Here is an 18,845-nt window from a genome sequence, read left to right as displayed (position 1 = left end):
ACAAGGCCTCACTCATCAGAACTCGTCAGAAGAAGCGCGGATCGGAGAAGGCGCCGGACGCGAGCAGGAACACATAGAAGTCGGCGAGCGCCACACTCACCAGGGACGCCCAGGCCAGCAGCGCGTGGTGGGCGTTGAGCCTGCTGATGAACCCCCACACCCGGTAGCGCACGGGATGCCGGGAGAAGTGCTTGATCCTGCCGCCGACGATGTGCCGACAGGAGTGGCAGGAGAGCGTGTACGCCCAGATCAGCGCGATGTTCAGCAGGAACACCAGCGTGCCGAGGCCCATGTGCCCCCAGCGGTAGTGGGTGTCCCGGAAGGCGAGCACGGTGTCGTAGGTGAGCACGCCCGCGACCAGGAGCGCCGCGTAGAAGAAGTACCGGTGGAGGTTCTGAAGGATCAGCGGCAGCCGGGTCTCGCCGGTGTACGCGCGGTGCGGCTCGGCCACCGCGCAGGCCGGGGGCGACAGCCAGAAGGCGCGGTAGTAGGCCTTGCGGTAGTAGTAGCAGGTCAGCCGGAAGCCGAGCGGGAAGATCAGGATGATGATCGCCGGGGAGATGATCCACCAGCTTCCGAAGAGGGCCGCGTTGGGCCCCGCGTGCATGGTCTGGCACCGCTCCGCCAGGCAGGGCGAGTAGAACGGCGAGACGTAGGGCGCGGAGTAGTAGTGCGTGTCCGCGAAGGCCCGCCAGGTCGAGTACACGATGAAGGCCAGAAGGCCGGCCGCGGTGGCGGCGGGGGCCAGCCACCAGCGGTCGGTGCGCAGATGCGGTGCGGCGATCGCGGCGCGCGTACCGGTCCGTACGCCGCCGCTGCCGGTGTGGGGTTCCGTACCAGTGGCCAACTTGGGCGCACCTTTCAGGGGGCGTGCCGGCCGCGGGCGCCGAGGCCCTCGTCGTCCGCGTCCGTCCACAGGGTGGTGTCGTACGGGGTGTCGGAGATCGTCACGAGTTCGCTCTCGCGGGGCGCGGTGGGCGCGGCGGCGGTCTCGCGCAGCAGCGCCAGGCTCTCGCGCAGGTGGTCGGCGGCGGTGCGCACCCGGCGTATGTCGAGCCCGCCGCCGCCCATCTGCTGCTCCAGGCGCCCCACCGACCGGTACAGGTCGTCGAGGCACCGCTGGACTGACGTCAGTTCGTCGTGCACGGACATGACGTGACCTCACTTCCACGGGTCGGAGAGGCCCCAGGCGGCAACCTGCCTGCGCCTGTGAGTGTTGCGCGTCACACACCCAGTGTGAAGGGATCTGCACGGATTTGCCTCTGATGGTGGGACAGATGTGTACGGGTTGACGGGCGTGGGCGCCGTCGACGGGTCTGCGCCCCGGTCCGGGCGGCGGCCCGGGATGCGCCGTCCGGGTGGACTTCGTCCACCTCGCGGCCGTGCCACCGCGCGCCGTTGAGCCGGTTCCTCTTCGGTAGGTCTATACGATCAGCGTCAAATTGTGGCGATTCAGGGCAGAACGCCCAGTCGTCTTGTCGACTTGGGCGGTAACGCCCACTCATCCGCAGAGCGGCTCCCCCGGAGGTACGCGATGTCCGCGATGTCCCACGACGGTGCCGGACCGGGCGCGGTGCTGCGCTCGGCCACGTTCCTCATCGCGGGGGCCCTCGCGGCGACCGCGCTCGCCGCGTGCAGCGTGGACGAGGAGCGGGAGGGCAAGCCGACCGCCGCGCAGGACATCGCCCCGGCCGCCCGCGCTCTCGTCACCGACGGCGGCACCCTGCGCTGGGCCGTCGACACCGTGCCCGAGACCCTGAACACCTACCAGGCCGACGCCGACGCCACCACCTCGCGCGTCGCCGCCGCCGTCCTGCCCGGGATGTTCCGGCTCGACGCCAACGGCCGCCCGCAGCGCAACCCCGACGTCCTGGAGTCGGCCAAGGTCACCGCCACCGAGCCCAAGCAGACCGTCGTCTACCGGCTCGACCGGCGGGCGGTGTGGAGCGACGGCCGCAGGATCGACGCCTCCGACTTCGCCGCCCAGTGGCACGCCCTCTCCGGCCGGGACAGCGCGTACTGGACGGCCCGCAACGCGGGCTACGACCGCATCGAGAAGGTCGAGCGCGGCGCGAACGACCGCGAGGTCAAGGTCACCTTCGGCAAGCCGTACGCCGACTGGGAGTCGCTGTTCTCCCCGCTGTACCCGAAGGACGTCACGGGCACCCCGAGCGGCTTCAACGACGGGGCGAGGAAGACCCTGAAGGTCACCGCCGGGCCCTTCGCCGTCCAGAAGGTCGACCGCCAGGGCGGCCAGGTCACGCTCCAGCGCAATCCGCGCTGGTGGGGCCGGCCCGCCAAGCTCTCCGAGATCGCCCTCGTGGCCGTCCCCCGCGACCAGCGGGCCAAGGCGCTCGCCGACGGCAGGGTCGACCTGGCGGAGGTCGACCCGGAGGAGGCGCGGCGGATCGCGCCCGTCACCCCCGGCAAGAGCGGCAGCACCCCGCAGCGCGGCACCGCCCAGCAGGGGCCGCCCGCGCAGGCAGCCGCGCACGACGTCGTGATCCGCAAGTCCCTGGAGCCCGCCTACACCCAGCTCGCCCTCAACGGCTCCAAGGGCCCGCTCTCCGACGAGCGTGTCCGCCGGGCCGTGGCCCGCGCCCTGGACCGCACCGCGCTCGCCGGGCTGATCCTCAAGCCGCTCGGGCTGCCCGTCACCCCCCTCGGCAGCCATCTCGCCCTCGCCGGGCAGTCGGCGTACGAGGACGGCAGCGGCGCGCTCGGCAAGCAGGACACCGCGCAGGCCAAGGAGCTGCTGACCGAGGCGGGCTGGGTGTCCGGACCGGGCGCGGGGCAGCAGAAGCAGGCCGGGAGCGAGGGCAGGAAGGCGGGCGCCGGCGGTGCCGCGGCCGGTGCGCTCGCGAAGAACGGCAAGCCGCTCCAGTTGCGGTTCCTGCTGCCGTCGGGGTCGGGGTCGCAGTCCCTGCGGACCGTCGGCGACCACGTCGCGCGCATGCTGGACCGTGTCGGGATCCGTACGGAGATCACCAAGGTCCCCGACGACAGCTTCTTCCGGGACCACATCGCCTCCGGGGACTACGACCTCGCGCTGTACTCATGGCCCGTGTCCGCCTTCCCCGCGACCGACGCCCGGCCGATCTTCGCCAAGCCGGTGCCCGCGGCGGACGGCTCGCTGAATGTCGAGCAGAACTACACACGGGTCGGCACCGACCAGGTCGACCAGCTCTTCGACGAGGCGATCGCCACCCTGGACGAGGACGAGGAGCGGGACCTGGTCCGTAAGGCCGACGTACGCCTGTGGGCCGTCGCGGGCTCGATCCCGCTCTACCAGCGCCCCCAGCTCACGGCCGCCCGCGTGAGCGTGGCCAACGCGGGATCCTTCGGCTTCCAGACCCCGGTCTACGAGGACATGGGCTTCCTGAAGAAGGGCGCGCGCGGGCCGGGAGCCGCCTCCGGAGCCCCCGTATCGCCGTCCACGGGCGGTCCGCACTCGTAAGATCACCGCGAATCCCGGTGAATCCCGCTGGAAAGCGCCTCTGACCTGGGCTGATATAACCCGGCGAGCCAGTACTCCAGCGGCCCCGTAACATGGGGTGAGGCCGTGGCGTGTCCAGCCCGGCAGGGCCCGCGCCACACGGACAGTACGCGCGGGGCCGTCCTCACCACTCCGGGAGTACGCCACACATGGCAGTGACTGCTACGCGTCACGACATCCGCAACGTCGCCATCGTCGCCCACGTCGACCACGGCAAGACGACCATCGTCGACGGCATGCTCAAGCAGGCCGGTGCCTTCGCCGCCCACCAGCTCGAGCAGGTCGACGACCGCGTCATGGACTCGAACGACCTGGAGCGTGAGAAGGGCATCACGATCCTCGCCAAGAACACCGCGGTGAAGTATCACCCGAAGGACGGCGGGGACCCCATCACGATCAACATCATCGACACCCCCGGCCACGCCGACTTCGGTGGCGAGGTCGAGCGCGGTCTGTCGATGGTGGACGGCGTCGTCCTCCTCGTGGACGCCTCCGAGGGTCCGCTGCCGCAGACCCGCTTCGTGCTGCGCAAGGCGCTCCAGCAGCGGCTGCCCGTCATCCTGTGCATCAACAAGACGGACCGCCCCGACTCGCGCATCGACGAGGTCGTCAACGAGACCTACGACCTGTTCCTCGACCTCGACGCCGACGAGGAGCAGATCGAGTTCCCGATCGTCTACGCGTGCGGCCGTGACGGCATCGCCTCGCTGACGAAGCCGGAGGACGGCACGGTCCCGACCGACTCCACCAGCCTGGAGCCGTTCTTCTCCACGATCCTGGAGCACATCCCCGCCCCGACCTACGACGAGGACGCCCCGCTCCAGGCGCACGTCACCAACCTCGACGCCGACAACTTCCTCGGCCGTATCGCGCTGCTCCGCGTCGAGCAGGGCGAGCTGCGCAAGGGCCAGACGGTCGCGTGGATCAAGCGCGACGGCACGGTCAGCAACGTTCGCATCAGCGAGCTGATGATGACCGAGGCCCTCACCCGCAAGCCCGCCGAGAAGGCCGGCCCCGGTGACATCTGCGCCGTCGCGGGCATCCCCGAGATCATGATCGGCGAGACCCTGGCCGACCCGGAGAACCCGGTCGCGCTGCCGCTGATCACGGTCGACGAGCCCGCGATCTCCATGGTCATCGGTACGAACACCTCGCCGCTGGTCGGCCGGGGCGGTACCGGCAAGGGCGCCAACGCCAAGGCCACGGTCAAGGACCGCAAGGTCACCGCGCGCCAGGTCAAGGACCGCCTCGACCGCGAGCTGATCGGTAACGTCTCGCTGCGGGTCCTCGACACCGACCGGCCGGACGCCTGGGAGGTGCAGGGCCGCGGTGAGCTGGCGCTGGCCATCCTGGTCGAGCAGATGCGCCGCGAGGGCTACGAGCTGACCGTCGGCAAGCCGCAGGTGGTCACCCGCGAGATCGACGGCAAGGTCCACGAGCCGGTCGAGCGCATGACGGTCGACGTGCCCGAGGAGCACATGGGCGCGGTCACGCAGCTCATGGGTGTCCGCAAGGGCCGTATGGACAACATGTCCAACCACGGCTCCGGCTGGGTCCGCATGGAGTTCGTGGTCCCGTCGCGCGGTCTGATCGGCTTCCGTACCGAGTTCCTGACCCAGACGCGCGGTACGGGCATCGGCCACTCCATCCACGAGGGCCACGAGCCCTGGTTCGGCAACCTCCAGACCCGTAACAACGGTTCGCTGGTGGCCGACCGCTCCGGCAGTGTCACGGCGTTCGCGATGACGAACCTCCAGGAGCGCGGCACGCTCTTCATCGAGCCGGGCACCGAGGTGTACGAGGGCATGATCGTCGGCGAGAACTCCCGCGCCGACGACATGGACGTCAACATCACCAAGGAGAAGAAGCTCACCAACATCCGGTCCGCGACGTCCGACATCGCCGAGTCGATCGTCCCGCCGCGCAAGCTGTCGCTGGAGCAGTCCCTGGAGTTCTGCCGCGACGACGAGTGCGTCGAGGTGACCCCGGAGGCCGTCCGCATCCGCAAGGTCAACCTCGACCAGCGCGAGCGCGCCCGCGCCGCCAGCCGCGCCAAGCACGGCTGATCCGGCCAGGGCCTGATGCCCTGATCGCCCCCGAAGCCCGGGTGGCCCCACATGGGGTCACCCGGGCTTTCGTATGCCCATATTCCGGCTGATGCGCAGGTGAGCTGTGATCGAACCGAGACCTAAAGACGGTGTTCGGTCCCTGGCTCATGGCAGATAGTGGGGCACACGCTCGGGTCAATGGGTCAGGCGCCGCGGGGACGGTGCGTCGACTCACGAGCACCGGTGGGGTGTGTGAACCTCCGTCAGGGGTGTCGGAGGGACAGACGGTCAACCCCTCCTGTCCGTGCACCGGTTGAGTCAAGGAGGCGGCGCCAATGCCGACTACGCGTGTTCACCTGGGACTTGTCGCCAGCGGCGACCGATAAGCAGTCGTCCGGCAGACAGTTCGTCACTTCCTGATCCACGTGGTCCAAGCCGTGGCCCGCCCGCGTCCTGGGGCGGCCACCGGCTCGGCGTACCTCTGAAACGGACGCATGCATTGGACGCATCATGACGAGCCCTCCGAAGGCAGGGGGCGGTGGGACACCGGTCGTCGTCGGAGAGCGGGAACCGGGCGAGGGACCCGCGGTCGGACAGGTGGAGGGCCGGTCGCCCGGCCGGCTGATGTGGATCCGCTTCAAGCGGGACCGCGTCGGCGTGGTCTCCGCCTTCGTCGTGGGCTCCTTCTTCCTGATCGGACTGCTCGCACCGCTGATCTCCAAGGTGTACGGCAAGAACCCGTCCACCGTGTACGCGGACGAGCGCCCCGAACTGTTCGACAGCGCCGGGGTGCCGGTCCAGCCCAACGGCGGCATCAGCGGTGAGTTCTGGTTCGGCCTCGAACCCGGCAACGGCTACGACGTCTTCACCAAGCTGATCTACGGGATCCGCACCTCGCTGATGATCTCCCTCACGGTCACGGTCGCGGTGGTCCTCACCGGCATCGTCCTCGGGGTCACGGCGGGCTATCTCGGCGGCAAGGCCGACTTCGCCATCGGCCGGTTGATCGACTTCATGCTCGCCATCCCCGCGCAGCTCTTCTTCATCGCGAGCATGCCGGTCGTGGTCTCCCTCTTCGTCAGCCCGCGGGACGAGACACCGACCTATGTACGCGTGGTCGCGCTGATCGTCGTGCAGTGGCTCCTCGGCTGGATGAGCCTCGGCCGCATCCTGCGAGGGGCGACCCTCAGCCTGCGGGAACGGGAGTTCATCGAGGCGGCCAGGGTGAGCGGGGCGACCTCCGGGCGCATCATCCGCAAGGAGATCCTGCCCAACGTGGTGACACCGCTGCTGGTGCAGTCCACGTATCTGCTGCCGAACTTCGTGACGGCCGAGGCGGCCCTGTCGTTCCTCGGCGTCGGAATCGTCGAACCGACGCCCGACTGGGGCCAGATGTTCGCCAAGGCGTCGACGGAGCTGGTGCTCCAGAACGACATCACCTACATGTTCTTCCCCGGCGTCTCGATGATCATCTTCGTCATCGCGTTCAACCTTCTCGGCGACTCGGTCCGGGACGCATTCGACCCCAAGTCGGCGCGCTGACCGCGTAGTTCGCGGACAACGCGCCGCACGTCCCCGCACACCCCACGGCAAGTCCAGGCAACTCCACACAACTCCGTGCCATGTCACGGCACTTCGTCTGCACGAGTGACAACAGATGGGTGGGAACTGAGTGATGAGTAGGGGCGGACGCCATGTCTACGCCGCGGTCTCGGTGCTCGCGGCCGGAGCGCTCGTGCTCTCCGGTTGCAGCAAGGGCGGCAGCAGCGGCGGCGACAACCACAAGAAGGACGACACCGACGCCAAGCGTCAGCAGGCCTTGATCAAGTTCGGCGACGCGGCGGCCTCCACCGGCCCCGCCGCCCCCGTCCCCGGCGCCAAGGCCGGCGGCACCATGGAGTTCCTGGAGCGCGACAGCCCCGCCCACCTGGACCCGGCCCAGATCTACACCTTCGCCGAGGGCACGATCGCCCCGCTGCTGCACCGGGGCCTGACCGGCTACAAGTCGACCAGCGACGACGGCGGCAAGCACGAGATCGTCGGTGACCTGGCCACCGACTCCGGCACCGTGTCCGACGGCGGCCGGACCTGGAAGTACACCCTCAAGGACGGCGTCAAGTTCCAGGACGGGGCCACGATCACGTCCAAGGACGTCCGCCACAGCGTCGAGCGGCTCTTCGCGCCCTTCCTCACCAAGGGCCCGACCTACCTCCAGCAGTGGCTGGCCGACACCGCCGGGACCGACTACCGCAAGCTGCTGCCGGACGGCCCGTACCAGGGCAAGCACCTGCCGGACAGCGTCCTGGAGACGCCGGACGAGCACACCGTCGTCTTCCACTTCAAGAAGCCCGTCGCCGACCTGCCGTACGCGCTCGCCATGACGGGCTACTCCATCGTGGAGGAGAAGGGCGACACCAAGGAGAAGTACGACCGGGCACCGCTGGCGACCGGACCGTACAAGATCCAGTCGTTCAAGTCCGGCAAGTCGATGGTGCTGGTCAAGAACGACCAGTGGGACCCGAAGACGGACCCGATCCGCCATCAGTACGTGGACCAGTTCAACGTCACCTTCAACCAGCAGTACGAGATGTCCACCAAGGCGCTCATCGCGGACAGCGGGGTCGACCAGACGGGTGTCAGCCTGCAGAACCAGGTCGACGCGGGCAACCTCTCGCGGGTCCTCAGCGACTCCAAGTTGAAGTCCCGTACGGTCGCGGGCTATCAGCCCTATGTGGGCCAGATCAACATCAACATGAGCAAGCCGGAGCTGAAGGACAAGAAGGTCCGCGAGGCCATCGCGTACGCCCTGCCCGTCACCCCGTTCGTCCGCGCCTACGGCGGCGAGGCGGCCATGGAGGTCGCGGGCGGCCTGATCAGCCCGACCGTCAGCGGCTACGACCCCACCTTCGACCCGTTCGGCAAGAAGAAGAAGCCCGCGGGTGACCCGGCCAAGGCCAAGAAGCTGCTGGCGGAGGCCGGCAAGTCCGGCATGAAGCTGACCTTCGCCTACATCAACACCCCCGAGGGCCAGCAGTACTCCACCGCCATGGCCGAGGGGCTGAAGAAGGCGGGCTTCGACGTGCAGCGCCAGGAGCTGCCGGCCGAGACCTACTTCGACGAAGTCAGCAAGATCCACAACAACTTCGACATCTTCCACACCTCGTGGGGCGCCGACTGGCCGTCCGCCTCGACCGTGCTCCCGCCGACGACCGACGGACGCCTGATCGCCGACGGCGCGCACAACTACCCGCAGGTCAACGACGCCCATGTGAACAGCGAGATCGACCGCATCAACACCATCACCGACCCGGTCAAGGCCGCGACCGAGTGGGAGAAGCTGGACAAGTACCTGCTCACCGAGGTCGTGCACGCGGTGCCGACCGGCTACTACAAGCAGGTCCAGATCGCCGGTTCCAAGGTCGGCGGCCTCGCCTACGACGACGTGCTCGGCGGCATCGACCCGCGTCGGCTGTACGTCAAGTAACCCCGTCCGTCCGCCCGGTTCCCGGCGCGGCCGTCCCACGGGCCGCGCCGGGACCGCCCGGCCCGCTGACGTCTGAGAGCTGCCCTGTCATGCTGCGCTTCCTCCTGCGCCGGACCCTCGGCGCCGTCGTCATCCTCTTCCTGCTGAGCGTCGTCACGTTCCTGCTGTTCTTCGGGATGCCTCGGGACCCGGCGCTGCTGATCTGCGGCAAGACGTGCACGCCGGCCAACATCGAGAACATCCATCATGTGCTCGGCCTCGACAAGTCGATCCCCGAGCAGTACCTGACCTTCCTGCACAACATCGTCCTGGGCAGCGACGCCTTCGACCAGGGCCCGTGCCCGGCCCCCTGCTTCGGGTACTCGTACCACACCAACGAGGCGGTCTGGCCGACCCTGATGGACCGCCTGCCCACCACCGTCTCGCTGACCCTGGGCGCGGCCGTCGTCTTCCTGGTGGCGGGCCTCGCCACCGGACTGCTGGCGGCCTGGAAGCGCGGCTCGCTGATCGACAAGACGGTCACGGCCGGTTCGATGGTGATCAGCTCGATGCAGATCTACTTCCTCGGCCCGCTGGCGCTCGCGCTCCTCGTCTACCAGTCGCATCTGTTCGACAAGCCCGCGTACCACAACCTGACGTCGGATCCGGTGAGTTGGTTCTCGGGGCTGCTCATCCCGTGGGTGGTGCTGTCCACGATCTTCGCCGCGCAGTACACCCGTATGGCGCGCTCCTCGATGATCGAACAGCTCCAGGAGGAGCATGTACGCACCGCGCGCGCGAAGGGCATGTCGCGGCGGTACGTCTTCTTCCGCTACGCCTGGCGCGGTTCGCTGATCCCGATCGTCACCATCTTCGGCATCGACCTCGGCTCGCTGCTGGGCGGCGCGATCATCACCGAGACCACTTTCGGTCTGCCGGGCATCGGCCAACTCGCCGTACAGTCGGTGTTCTTCAGCGATCTGCCGCTGCTGCTCGGCGTGATGCTGTTCGCCGCCACCATGATCCTGCTGTTCAACATCATCGTGGATACCTGCTACGCGTTCATCGACCCGCGCGTACGGCTCTCCTAGGAGCACTCCGTGACCACTGTGACCAAGGAACCAGTCGACTCCGGCGAGGGTGCCTTCCTGTCGGTGCGGGACCTGCATGTCAGCTTCACGACCGAGGACGGCGTCGTCCGCGCGGTCGGCGGGCTCTCCTTCGACCTCGAACGGGGCCGGACCCTCGGCATCGTGGGGGAGTCGGGGTCCGGCAAGTCGGTGACCAACCTGACCATACTCGGGCTGCACAACCCGATGTTCACCACGGTCGACGGCGAGATCGTGCTGGACGGACAGGAGTTGATCACGGCCCGCGAGTCCGAGCTGGAGAAGCTGCGCGGGAACAAGGTCGCGATGATCTTCCAGGACCCGCTGACCGCCCTGTCGCCGTACTACACGGTGGGACGGCAGATCGCCGAGCCGTTCATGAAGCACACCGGGGCCTCGAAGAAGGCGGCCTGGCAGCGGGCGGTGGAGATGCTCGGCAAGGTCGGCATCCCCCACCCCAAGGAGCGGGCGAAGGAGTATCCGCACCAGTTCTCCGGCGGTATGCGGCAGCGCGCGATGATCGCCATGGCGCTGGTGTGCGACCCCGACCTGCTGATCGCCGACGAGCCGACCACGGCGCTGGACGTGACCGTGCAGGCGCAGATCCTCGATCTGCTCAAGGACCTTCAGCGGGAGTTCGGTTCGGCGATCATCTTCATCACCCATGACCTCGGGGTCATCGCCGACGTGGCCGACGACATCATGGTGATGTACGCCGGGGGAGCGGTCGAACGCGGCACGGTGGACGAGGTGCTCCGGTCGCCCCGACACCCGTACACCTGGGGCCTGTTGAACTCCATGCCCCGGCTGGACTCGGACCTGGGCGCCCCGCTCACCCCGATCCCGGGGACGCCGCCGTCGCTGCTGAACCCGCCGTCCGGTTGCCGCTTCCATCCGCGGTGCGCCTTCCGGGGCGAGGTGGGCGGGGCGCGGTGCGTGGACGAACTGCCGCTGCTGCCACCGGGGCGGGGCGGGGCGTGCCATCTCACGGCCGAGCAGAAGCAGACCATCTTCGTCGAGCAGATCAAGCCCCGGCTGCGGTAGGGAGAGCGTGCCATGGAGGAAGAGGCCGTGAAGGGTGAGGCGACCTTGCCCGGTCCGCGCGAGGCGGGCGCGGGAGCGGAGGAGGCGCCCGGGGAGCCGCTGCTGGTGGTGGAGAAGCTGGTCAAGCACTTCCCGGTCAAGGGCGGCTTCCCGGTCCGCCGTACGGTCGGCGCGGTGCAGGCCGTGGACGGCATCGATCTGACCGTGCACGTGGGCGAGAGCTTCGGTCTGGTGGGCGAGTCCGGCTGCGGCAAGTCCACGACCGGCCGCCTGATCACGCGCCTTCTGGAGCCGACGAGTGGTTCGATCTCCTACCGCGGCCGGGACATCGCGCACGCGAGCCGCAGGCAGTTGGCGCCGATCCGGTCCGAGATCCAGATGATCTTCCAGGACCCGTATTCGTCACTGAACCCGCGCCAGACGGTCGGCAAGATCATCTCCGGCCCGATGGAGATCAACGACATCAACCCGGCCGGCGGTCGCGAGAAGCGCGTCCGTGAGCTGCTGGAGATCGTGGGTCTGAACCCCGAGCACTACAACCGCTTCCCGCACGAGTTCTCGGGCGGTCAGCGCCAACGGATCGGTGTGGCACGGGCGTTGGCCTTGGAGCCGAAGCTGATCGTGGCGGACGAGCCGGTCTCCGCGCTGGACGTCTCCATCCAGGCGCAGGTCGTCAACCTGCTCCAGCAGGTCCAGAAGGACCTGGGTATCGCGTTCCTGTTCATCGCCCACGACCTGGCGATCGTGCGCCACTTCTCGCAGCGCGTCGCGGTGATGTACCTCGGCAAGATCATCGAGGTGGGCGACCGCGACTCCATCTACAGACGCCCACGCCACCCCTACACGCACGCGCTGCTGTCCGCGGTCCCCGAGGTGACCCTGGACGGCGCAGCGGAGGAGACCGGCCGCGAACGCATCCGCCTGGCGGGCGACGTACCGTCCCCGATCTCCCCACCCTCGGGCTGCCGCTTCCGCACCCGCTGCTGGAAGTCCCAGGACAAGTGCGCGACAGAGGAACCCCCGCTGGTACGCCTCCCGGGCAACCGCCCGGCCCACCTGACGGCCTGCCACTTCCCGGAGGCCCCGACGACGGAGGCACGGGACGAGGACATCGTGCTGGATCCGGCGTTGACGGCGTTGGAGGAGGAGGAGAGCTGAAGACGGGCTCACCAGCCGTCGCCGCTCGATATTCGTTCGACTTACCCTTGCCGCGTCCGGGATGCTCGCCTCAATGATACGAACTGACACGCCTCCCGCCTGGGACGAGCGCACGCAGCTGACCGCCTTTCTCGACTACGCCCGCGCCACCGCCCGCGCCAAGTGCGAGGGGGTCTCCGCGGAGGGTGCGGTCGCCGCGCCGCTGCCCGGCTCCCCGCTGATGACGCTGAGCGGGCTGATCAGCCATCTGCGCTGGGTCGAGTACTACTGGTTCCAGGTGGTGTTCCTCGGGGAGGAGGACGAGGGGCCGTGGACGGAGGAGGACCCGGACCGCGAGATGCGGATCGCGGTCGAGCGTCCGCTGGCCGAGCTGCTGGACGAGTACGACGAACAGAGCGCGCGCTACCGGGAGTTGGTGGCTTCCCAGGCCCTGGACGCCACGGCGAAGCGCCCGGTGCGCGACGGTCTCCATGTCGACCTGCGCTGGATCCTCCACCACCTGATCGAGGAAACGGCCCGCCACAACGGCCACTTGGACATCCTGCGCGAACTGATCGACGGCACGCGGGGCGACTGAGCCGGGCCTTGTCCCACCCGGCCGCCGCCGCTTGGTCACGCGGGTCAAGCACCTCGCGACGAGTGGGACAGGGCGTTGGTGATCATGCGGGTGGCGAAGTCGTGGTCGTCGGTGAGCCGGTTGATGTGCTCCGCGAGCAGGAAGGCCGTGGCTTCCAGGGGGTTCATCTCGGCGCGGGTCCAGTCGCCGTACTGTTTGCGCCACAGGTTGGGGCTCAGACCGGTGCCGGCCGCGACGACCAGGCCGGTCATGGTGGGGATGACCTCGGGACGGACGCTCTTCGGCATCATGCGCAACGAGGCCACGAAGCTGGGCACGACGTACTCGATGACGTCCCTGTCGTGTTCCTCGTAGGCCCTCCGCAGCCACTGCGTGAACATGTAGATGAGCGTGCAGACGCCGTCCAGCAGGTCGTCCACGTCGTCGGGGCCGAGCGACGCCATGAACTGCTCGCGCAACTGCCGCTGTTCGGGGTCGCTCTCCGCCTTGCCGTCGTAGATGGCCTTGAGTTGGGAGTCGACCACCATGAGCGCCGCGCCTACATCCCCCGCGGGGGCATACTCCGGGCTGCAAGACGATGCCACAGGATTCTCCTCGGTCACGCGTGGACGACACGGCGTGCCCGACGGTAGCGCGCCGGTGCGCCCACGGTCCGACGAATCCTATGGGATCACCCTGGGAGTTGACCGGCCACTCAAGGCGATCCGTATCGGTCGAACCTGTCACCGCCTCGGCGTGACCTCATGGCGAAGGCCCGTATCGCACAGCGATACGGGCCTTCGTCCCCGGGAACCGGACGTTCGGGGCTCGGGTCAAGGGGCCTGTGAAGGTCGGGCTCCGTTGGCCGCGGCTGACGGAAAGGGGTGTGTCAGGCCGCGGTCTCGGGGTCCTTGGACAGACGCGGAGCCGGGACCGTCTCCTGCGTCTCGGGGAAGTGGCACGCCGTCAGGTGGCCCGCCTTGTTGCCCTCCACCTGCACCAGCGGCGGCGCCTCCGTCGCGCACTTCTCCGTCGCCTTCCAGCAACGGGTGCGGAAGCGGCAGCCCGAGGGCGGGGAGATGGGGGACGGTACGTCGCCTTCCAGGCGGATCCGCTCGCGCGGCGCCTCGTCCACCGTGGCCTCCGGCACCGCGGAGAGCAGTGCGCGGGTGTACGGGTGGCGCGGGTTGCCGTACAGGTCGTCGCGGTCGGCGATCTCCACGATCTTGCCGAGGTACATGACCGCGACGCGCTGCGAGAAGTGGCGCACGATCGCCAGGTCGTGGGCGATGAACAGGAAGGCGATGCCCAGGTCCTTCTGGACCTGCTGGAGCAGGTTGACGACCTGCGCCTGGATGGAGACGTCCAGCGCCGAGACCGGCTCGTCCGCCACGATCAGCTTCGGCTCCAGGGCCAACGCCCGCGCCACACCGATGCGCTGGCGCTGGCCGCCCGAGAACTCGTGCGGGAAGCGGTTGTAGTGCTCGGGGTTCAGACCCACGATCTCCAGCAGCTCACGGACACGCTTCTCCCGGCCGCCCGTCGGGTTGATCCCGTTGATCTCCATCGGGCCAGTGATGATCTTGCCGACCGTCTGACGCGGGTTCAGCGAGGCGTACGGGTCCTGGAAGATCATCTGGATCTCGGACCGGATGGGCGCCAACTGCCTGCGGCTCGCGTGGGTGATGTCCTGGCCGCGGTAGGAGATCGTGCCGCCCGTGGGCTCCAGAAGGCGGGTGATCAGTCGGCCGGTCGTGGACTTGCCACAGCCGGACTCGCCGACCAGGCCCAGGCTTTCGCCCTCGGCGACCTGGAAGTCCAGCCCGTCGACAGCCTGCACCGCGCCGACCGTGCGGCGGATGGGGAAGCCGCCCTTGATCGGGAAGTGCTTGGTCAGCCCGGAGACGTCCAGGAGAGGAGAGGTGCTGCTCATGGTGGTGAAATCCCGTCTCTTGTACGTCAGTTGGCCTTGCTGGCGGCAAGGTCGGCGAAGAAGTCCCGGCGCTGTTCGTCGCTCAGGTGGCAGGCATTGCCGCGGCCGTCCGCGATCTCCAGCACGGGAGACTCGGTCGCACAGCGGTTGCCCTCGACCTTGTCCGCGAAGGCGCAGCGCGGGTGGAAGCGGCAGCCGGACGGCGGGTTCAGCAGCGACGGCGGCGAGCCCGGGATCGGGGTGAGTGGCACGTCGACCGGGCCGTCCAGGGTCGGCATGGAGCCCAGCAGGCCCCAGGTGTAGGGGTGCTGCGGGGTGCGCAGCACCTCTTCCTTCGGGCCGCGCTCCACGCACCGGCCGCCGTACATCACCAGCACGTCGTCCGCGATGTCCGCGATCACGCCCAGGTCGTGGGTGATGAAGATGATCGAGGTGCCGAACTCCTGCTGGAGGTCCTTGAGCAGGTCCATGATCTGGGCCTGCACGGTCACGTCGAGCGCGGTGGTCGGCTCGTCGGCGATCAGCAGCTCAGGGTCGCAGACCAGCGCCATGGCGATCATCGCGCGCTGGCGCATACCGCCGGAGAACTGGTGCGGGTACTCGTCGACCCGGCGGTCCGGCTGGGGGATGCCCACCCGGCGCAGCATCTCGATCGCCCGCGCCCGCGCCTCCTGCTTGGAGGCGCCGGTGTGCTTGCGGTACGTCTCGGAGATCTGCCGGCCGACGGTGTGGTACGGCGACAGCGAGGCCAGGGCGTCCTGGAAGATCATCGCCATCTTGTTGCCGCGGAGCTTCTCCAGGGTCGACTCCGAGGCGCCGTTCAGCTCCTGGCCGTCGAGCGTGATGGAGCCCTCGACCTCGGTGCTGTCCGGGTTGTGCAGACCCAGGATGGTCAGGTTGGTGACCGACTTGCCGGACCCCGACTCACCCACGATGCCCAGGGTCTTGCCCCGTTCGAGGTCGAAGGAGAGACCATCGACGGCCTTGACGATGCCGTCCTCGGTCGAGAAGTGCACCTTCAGATCCTTGACGGACAGGAAGGGCTGCTGATCGGTGCTCGTCACGGGGACGCTCCAGAAGGGGGTGATGCGGGGTAGCTGATGGGGGCGTGCGGGGTCAGGCGAGCCGGATCCGCGGGTCGATCATGGCGTAGACCGCGTCGACGACGATGTTGGCCAACACCACGAAGGCCGCGGTGATGATCATGACGCCCAGGAGCATCGGAAGGTCGTTGGTGAAGACCGACTTCACGGCGAGCATGCCGAGACCCTGAAGGCTGAACGTCTTCTCGGTGATCATCGCGCCGCCGAGCAGCACGCCCATGTCGATACCGAAGATGGTGACGATCGGACCCATCGCACCGCGCCAGGCGAAGCGGAAGAAGACGGTGCGCCGCGAGAGACCCTTGGCACGGGCCGTGCGGACGTAGTCCTCGCTGAGCGTCTCGACCATCTGGGAGCGGGTCATACGGGTGTAGTTGGCGGTCCAGATCAGCGCCAGGACCAGCCAGGGCACGAGCAGACCCATGAACCATTCGGCCGGGTTCTCGGTGAACGGGGTGTACGTGGGCTGGTCGAGCAGGTGCGTCTGGTACACGAGCAGGTAGAGGGCGACCGGACCGACGAAGTAGATCTGCATCGACGAGGCGAGCAGCGAAAGGGAGCTGGCGATCTTGTCGAGGGCCTTGCCCTGCTTCACGGCGGCGAGCATGCCGGTGCCGATACCGAAGATGAGGAAGACGACCGAGGAGCCGAGGGCGAGGGAGGCCGTCGTCGGGAAGCGGTCCTTGACCGTGCCGAGGACCGACTCGTGGTTGACGAACGAGTAGCCGAGGCACGGGGCGTTGCAGTTGCCGATGCCCGTGTAGTCGCGGCCCACGAAGATGCCGGACAGCCAGTTCCAGTACTGCTGCGGCAGCGACTGATCGATCCCCATGTTGTGCCGGATCAGTTCCAGCGTGTCCGGCGTGCAGACCTTGCCGCAGGCCATCCGGGCCGGGTCGCGCGGCACCGCGTAGAAGAGCATGAACGTGATCGCGCTGATGATCAACAGCGTGACCACGGCGCCGAGGAGTCGGCGAACGAGGAAGCGAAGCATGGGGGTTGGCTTTCCTGGGAGGGCCGTCGTACGGAACGGGCCGGGCCGGGGTGACCGGAGGCCCGGTGGACGAGCCGAGGGTGGGGCGGCCGAAGCCGCCCCACCTCTCAGTGACGGGTCAGGCCTTGACGTACATCTTGTAGAGCATGGAACCGTCGAAGTTCGGGTCCATCCTCACGTTGCCGACCTTCGAACCGTGCATGTAGATGCGACGCATGTACACGTCGGGAACGAAGGAAGCCTTCTCGGTGACCAGCTTGTCCACACCGGCCCACATGTCGTTGGCCTTCTTCGGGTCGATCTCGGCGGTGGCGGCCTTGATCGCGGCGTCGACCTCGGGGTCCTTCATGTGCGAGTAGTTGTTGCCCTGGTCCACGACCTTGGAGCTGTGGAAGCACGGCATGAAGTCCGAGTAGCCGGTCGGCCAGTCGGCGGACCAGCCACCCCAGTACACGTCGTACGGGTTGTCGATCTTGCCGATCTGGTCGTAGGCCGTGGTGGAGTCGAGCGGCTTGGAGACGACCTCGAAGCCGGCCTTCTTCAGGGCGTTCTCGATGACGACCTTGACCTTGGCGTTGATCGGGTCGTTCTGGTACGCGTAGACGACCTTGGTGCCGAGCTTGCCGGCCTTCTTCAGGATCGCCTTCGCCGCCTCCGGGTCGCCCTCGGGCTTCTTCAGCTTGCCCCAGACGTCCTGCGACTTGTAACCGGCGACGAGCGGGCTCATGAAGCCGGTCGCGTAGTCACCGCGGTTCTCGCCGCCCTGGAGCCTGCGGACGGCGGCGGTCGGCCAGGCGCGGATGATGGCCTCGCGGACCTTGATGTCCGTGACCCGGGTCATGTTGATCCAGTAGACGCTGGTGCCGGTGCCCAGGCCCGAGATGAGGCGGTCCTTGCCCTTGGCGGTGGCCTGCTGGATCTTGCTCTGCGGAACCGTGCGCCAGGAGACGGCGTACTGGTCGTTGCCCGTGTCCGCGATCAGACGGTCGGCGGCGGTCTCCGCCTCGATGCCGAAGGTGAAGTCGAACTCGTCCGGGTAGGCGTTGCGGACCGGGTCCGTGTTCGCGTCCCAGTGGTCGTTGCGGACCAGCACCATCGACTTGTCGGTCTCGTGCGACTTGACCCGGTAAGGACCGCTGGAGAACGGCTTCTTGTCGTAGGCCTGCTTGGTGTCGTGCTTCACCGAGACCGGCGCGTACGAGTGCATGGCGAGGACGTAGTTGAAGTCCGGGCGCGCCTCGGCGAGGTGGAAGGTGATGCTCTTCCCGCTCGTCTCGATCGACTTCAGGTGCTTGCCCTTGTAGGGGCCCTTGTAGGACTTGCGGGGCTCGTCCGAGCCCACGAGCCACGTCTGGACGTAGGTGGCGCCCTCGGTGGTGAAGTCGGCGAAGCCGCGCTCGATGCCGTGGCGGACGTCATCGACAGTGATGTCGGAGCCGTCCTCCCACTTGATCCCGTCCTTCAGGGTGAAGGTCCAGGTCTTGCCGCCGTCCTTCATGGTGCCGCAGTCGACGGCGAGGTCACCGACGAGGGTCTGCGAGCCGTCGTCGGCGATCTTGTAGGCGGTCAGCGTACGGGCGAGGACCATCTCGACGAGCGAGTTCCACGCGTAGTAGATACGCGTCGGGTCGAGGTGCGAGAAGTCGTCGTCGTTCAGCAGGTAGACCTTGCCGCCCTTCTTGGCACCGGAGACCTCCGGAGCCGGGCCCTTGGAGTCCTCCGGCGTGCCGACCTTGATCTCGGTCGTCTTGGCCTTGGCCGCTTCGTGCTTGCCGCCGTCGCTGCCGCTGCTGCTGGAGTTACCGCTGCTGCATGCGCTCAGCACGGTGCTCGACGCGGCGGCGACGCCGGTGGCGATCAGGAAGTTTCTGCGCGAGAAGGACATCGCATCCTGCCTTGAAGTGGGTTGATGAGGTGGTCCGGTACCTCGGCGACATTGCC

The 18,845-nt window shown here is 68.1% G+C and carries 15 protein-coding genes; 8 read left to right on the top strand and 7 right to left on the bottom strand.

Annotation, left to right across the window (positions count from 1 at the left end; all coding sequences use genetic code 11):
* Positions 1-25: 25 nt before the first annotated feature.
* Positions 26-847, bottom strand: a complete 822-nt coding sequence (locus ACZ60T_RS08640) for a hypothetical protein (RefSeq protein ID WP_469665301.1) — start codon at positions 845-847, stop codon at positions 26-28.
* 14 nt (positions 848-861) lie between these two features.
* The gene (locus ACZ60T_RS08635) at positions 862-1,152 is read right to left on the bottom strand and encodes a hypothetical protein (protein WP_365621786.1); all 291 of its coding nucleotides are present in this window, start codon (positions 1,150-1,152) and stop codon (positions 862-864) included.
* Between the two features lie 391 nt (positions 1,153-1,543).
* On the opposite strand from ACZ60T_RS08635, the gene ACZ60T_RS08630 reads away from it, so the two are divergent.
* From ACZ60T_RS08630 to ACZ60T_RS08595, 8 genes are all read left to right on the top strand, one after another.
* Entirely contained in the window at positions 1,544-3,457 is a 1,914-nt protein-coding gene (locus tag ACZ60T_RS08630; protein ID WP_469665561.1) for an ABC transporter family substrate-binding protein, read from the top strand.
* A 188-nt stretch (positions 3,458-3,645) separates the two neighbouring features.
* On the top strand, positions 3,646-5,562 hold the full coding sequence (gene typA / locus ACZ60T_RS08625; protein WP_365621789.1) for a translational GTPase TypA: 1,917 nt from the start codon (positions 3,646-3,648) through the stop codon (positions 5,560-5,562).
* A 492-nt stretch (positions 5,563-6,054) separates the two neighbouring features.
* The gene (locus ACZ60T_RS08620) at positions 6,055-7,086 is read left to right on the top strand and encodes an ABC transporter permease (protein ID WP_469665300.1); all 1,032 of its coding nucleotides are present in this window, start codon (positions 6,055-6,057) and stop codon (positions 7,084-7,086) included.
* Between the two features lie 133 nt (positions 7,087-7,219).
* On the top strand, positions 7,220-9,028 hold the full coding sequence (locus ACZ60T_RS08615) for an ABC transporter substrate-binding protein (protein WP_469665299.1): 1,809 nt from the start codon (positions 7,220-7,222) through the stop codon (positions 9,026-9,028).
* Positions 9,029-9,117: 89 nt separating this feature from the next.
* Complete coding sequence (locus ACZ60T_RS08610; RefSeq protein WP_469665298.1) at positions 9,118-10,098, top strand: ABC transporter permease; 981 nt, start codon at positions 9,118-9,120, stop codon at positions 10,096-10,098.
* Between the two features lie 9 nt (positions 10,099-10,107).
* Positions 10,108-11,160 (top strand): ABC transporter ATP-binding protein, encoded by a 1,053-nt coding sequence (locus ACZ60T_RS08605; RefSeq protein ID WP_469665297.1) that lies wholly within the window; start codon positions 10,108-10,110, stop codon positions 11,158-11,160.
* Between the two features lie 12 nt (positions 11,161-11,172).
* Positions 11,173-12,318, top strand: a complete 1,146-nt coding sequence (locus ACZ60T_RS08600) for an ABC transporter ATP-binding protein (protein ID WP_469665296.1) — start codon at positions 11,173-11,175, stop codon at positions 12,316-12,318.
* Between the two features lie 73 nt (positions 12,319-12,391).
* Positions 12,392-12,895, top strand: a complete 504-nt coding sequence (locus ACZ60T_RS08595) for a DinB family protein (RefSeq protein ID WP_469665295.1) — start codon at positions 12,392-12,394, stop codon at positions 12,893-12,895.
* A 44-nt stretch (positions 12,896-12,939) separates the two neighbouring features.
* On the opposite strand, the gene ACZ60T_RS08590 is transcribed toward ACZ60T_RS08595, so the two are convergent.
* The 5 genes from ACZ60T_RS08590 to ACZ60T_RS08570 all read right to left on the bottom strand — a co-directional run bounded on the left by ACZ60T_RS08590 (position 12,940) and on the right by ACZ60T_RS08570 (position 18,789).
* Positions 12,940-13,479, bottom strand: a complete 540-nt coding sequence (locus ACZ60T_RS08590) for a hypothetical protein (RefSeq protein WP_365621810.1) — start codon at positions 13,477-13,479, stop codon at positions 12,940-12,942.
* A gap of 284 nt (positions 13,480-13,763) precedes the next feature.
* Positions 13,764-14,807: an ABC transporter ATP-binding protein gene (locus tag ACZ60T_RS08585; protein WP_469665294.1), complete on the bottom strand. Its 1,044-nt coding sequence runs from the start codon at positions 14,805-14,807 to the stop codon at positions 13,764-13,766.
* Positions 14,808-14,833: 26 nt separating this feature from the next.
* On the bottom strand, positions 14,834-15,871 hold the full coding sequence (locus ACZ60T_RS08580) for an ABC transporter ATP-binding protein (protein WP_469665293.1): 1,038 nt from the start codon (positions 15,869-15,871) through the stop codon (positions 14,834-14,836).
* Between the two features lie 52 nt (positions 15,872-15,923).
* Complete coding sequence (locus ACZ60T_RS08575) at positions 15,924-16,904, bottom strand: ABC transporter permease (protein WP_469665292.1); 981 nt, start codon at positions 16,902-16,904, stop codon at positions 15,924-15,926.
* Between the two features lie 118 nt (positions 16,905-17,022).
* A complete protein-coding gene (locus tag ACZ60T_RS08570; RefSeq protein WP_469665291.1) occupies positions 17,023-18,789 on the bottom strand; it encodes an ABC transporter substrate-binding protein in 1,767 nt (588 codons plus the stop codon).
* Positions 18,790-18,845: the final 56 nt, after the last annotated feature.

Source organism: Streptomyces sp. NPDC104371, assembly GCF_055583785.1.
Note: the sequence above shows the minus strand (reverse complement) of the source record. Positions and strands in the feature narration are given on the sequence as shown.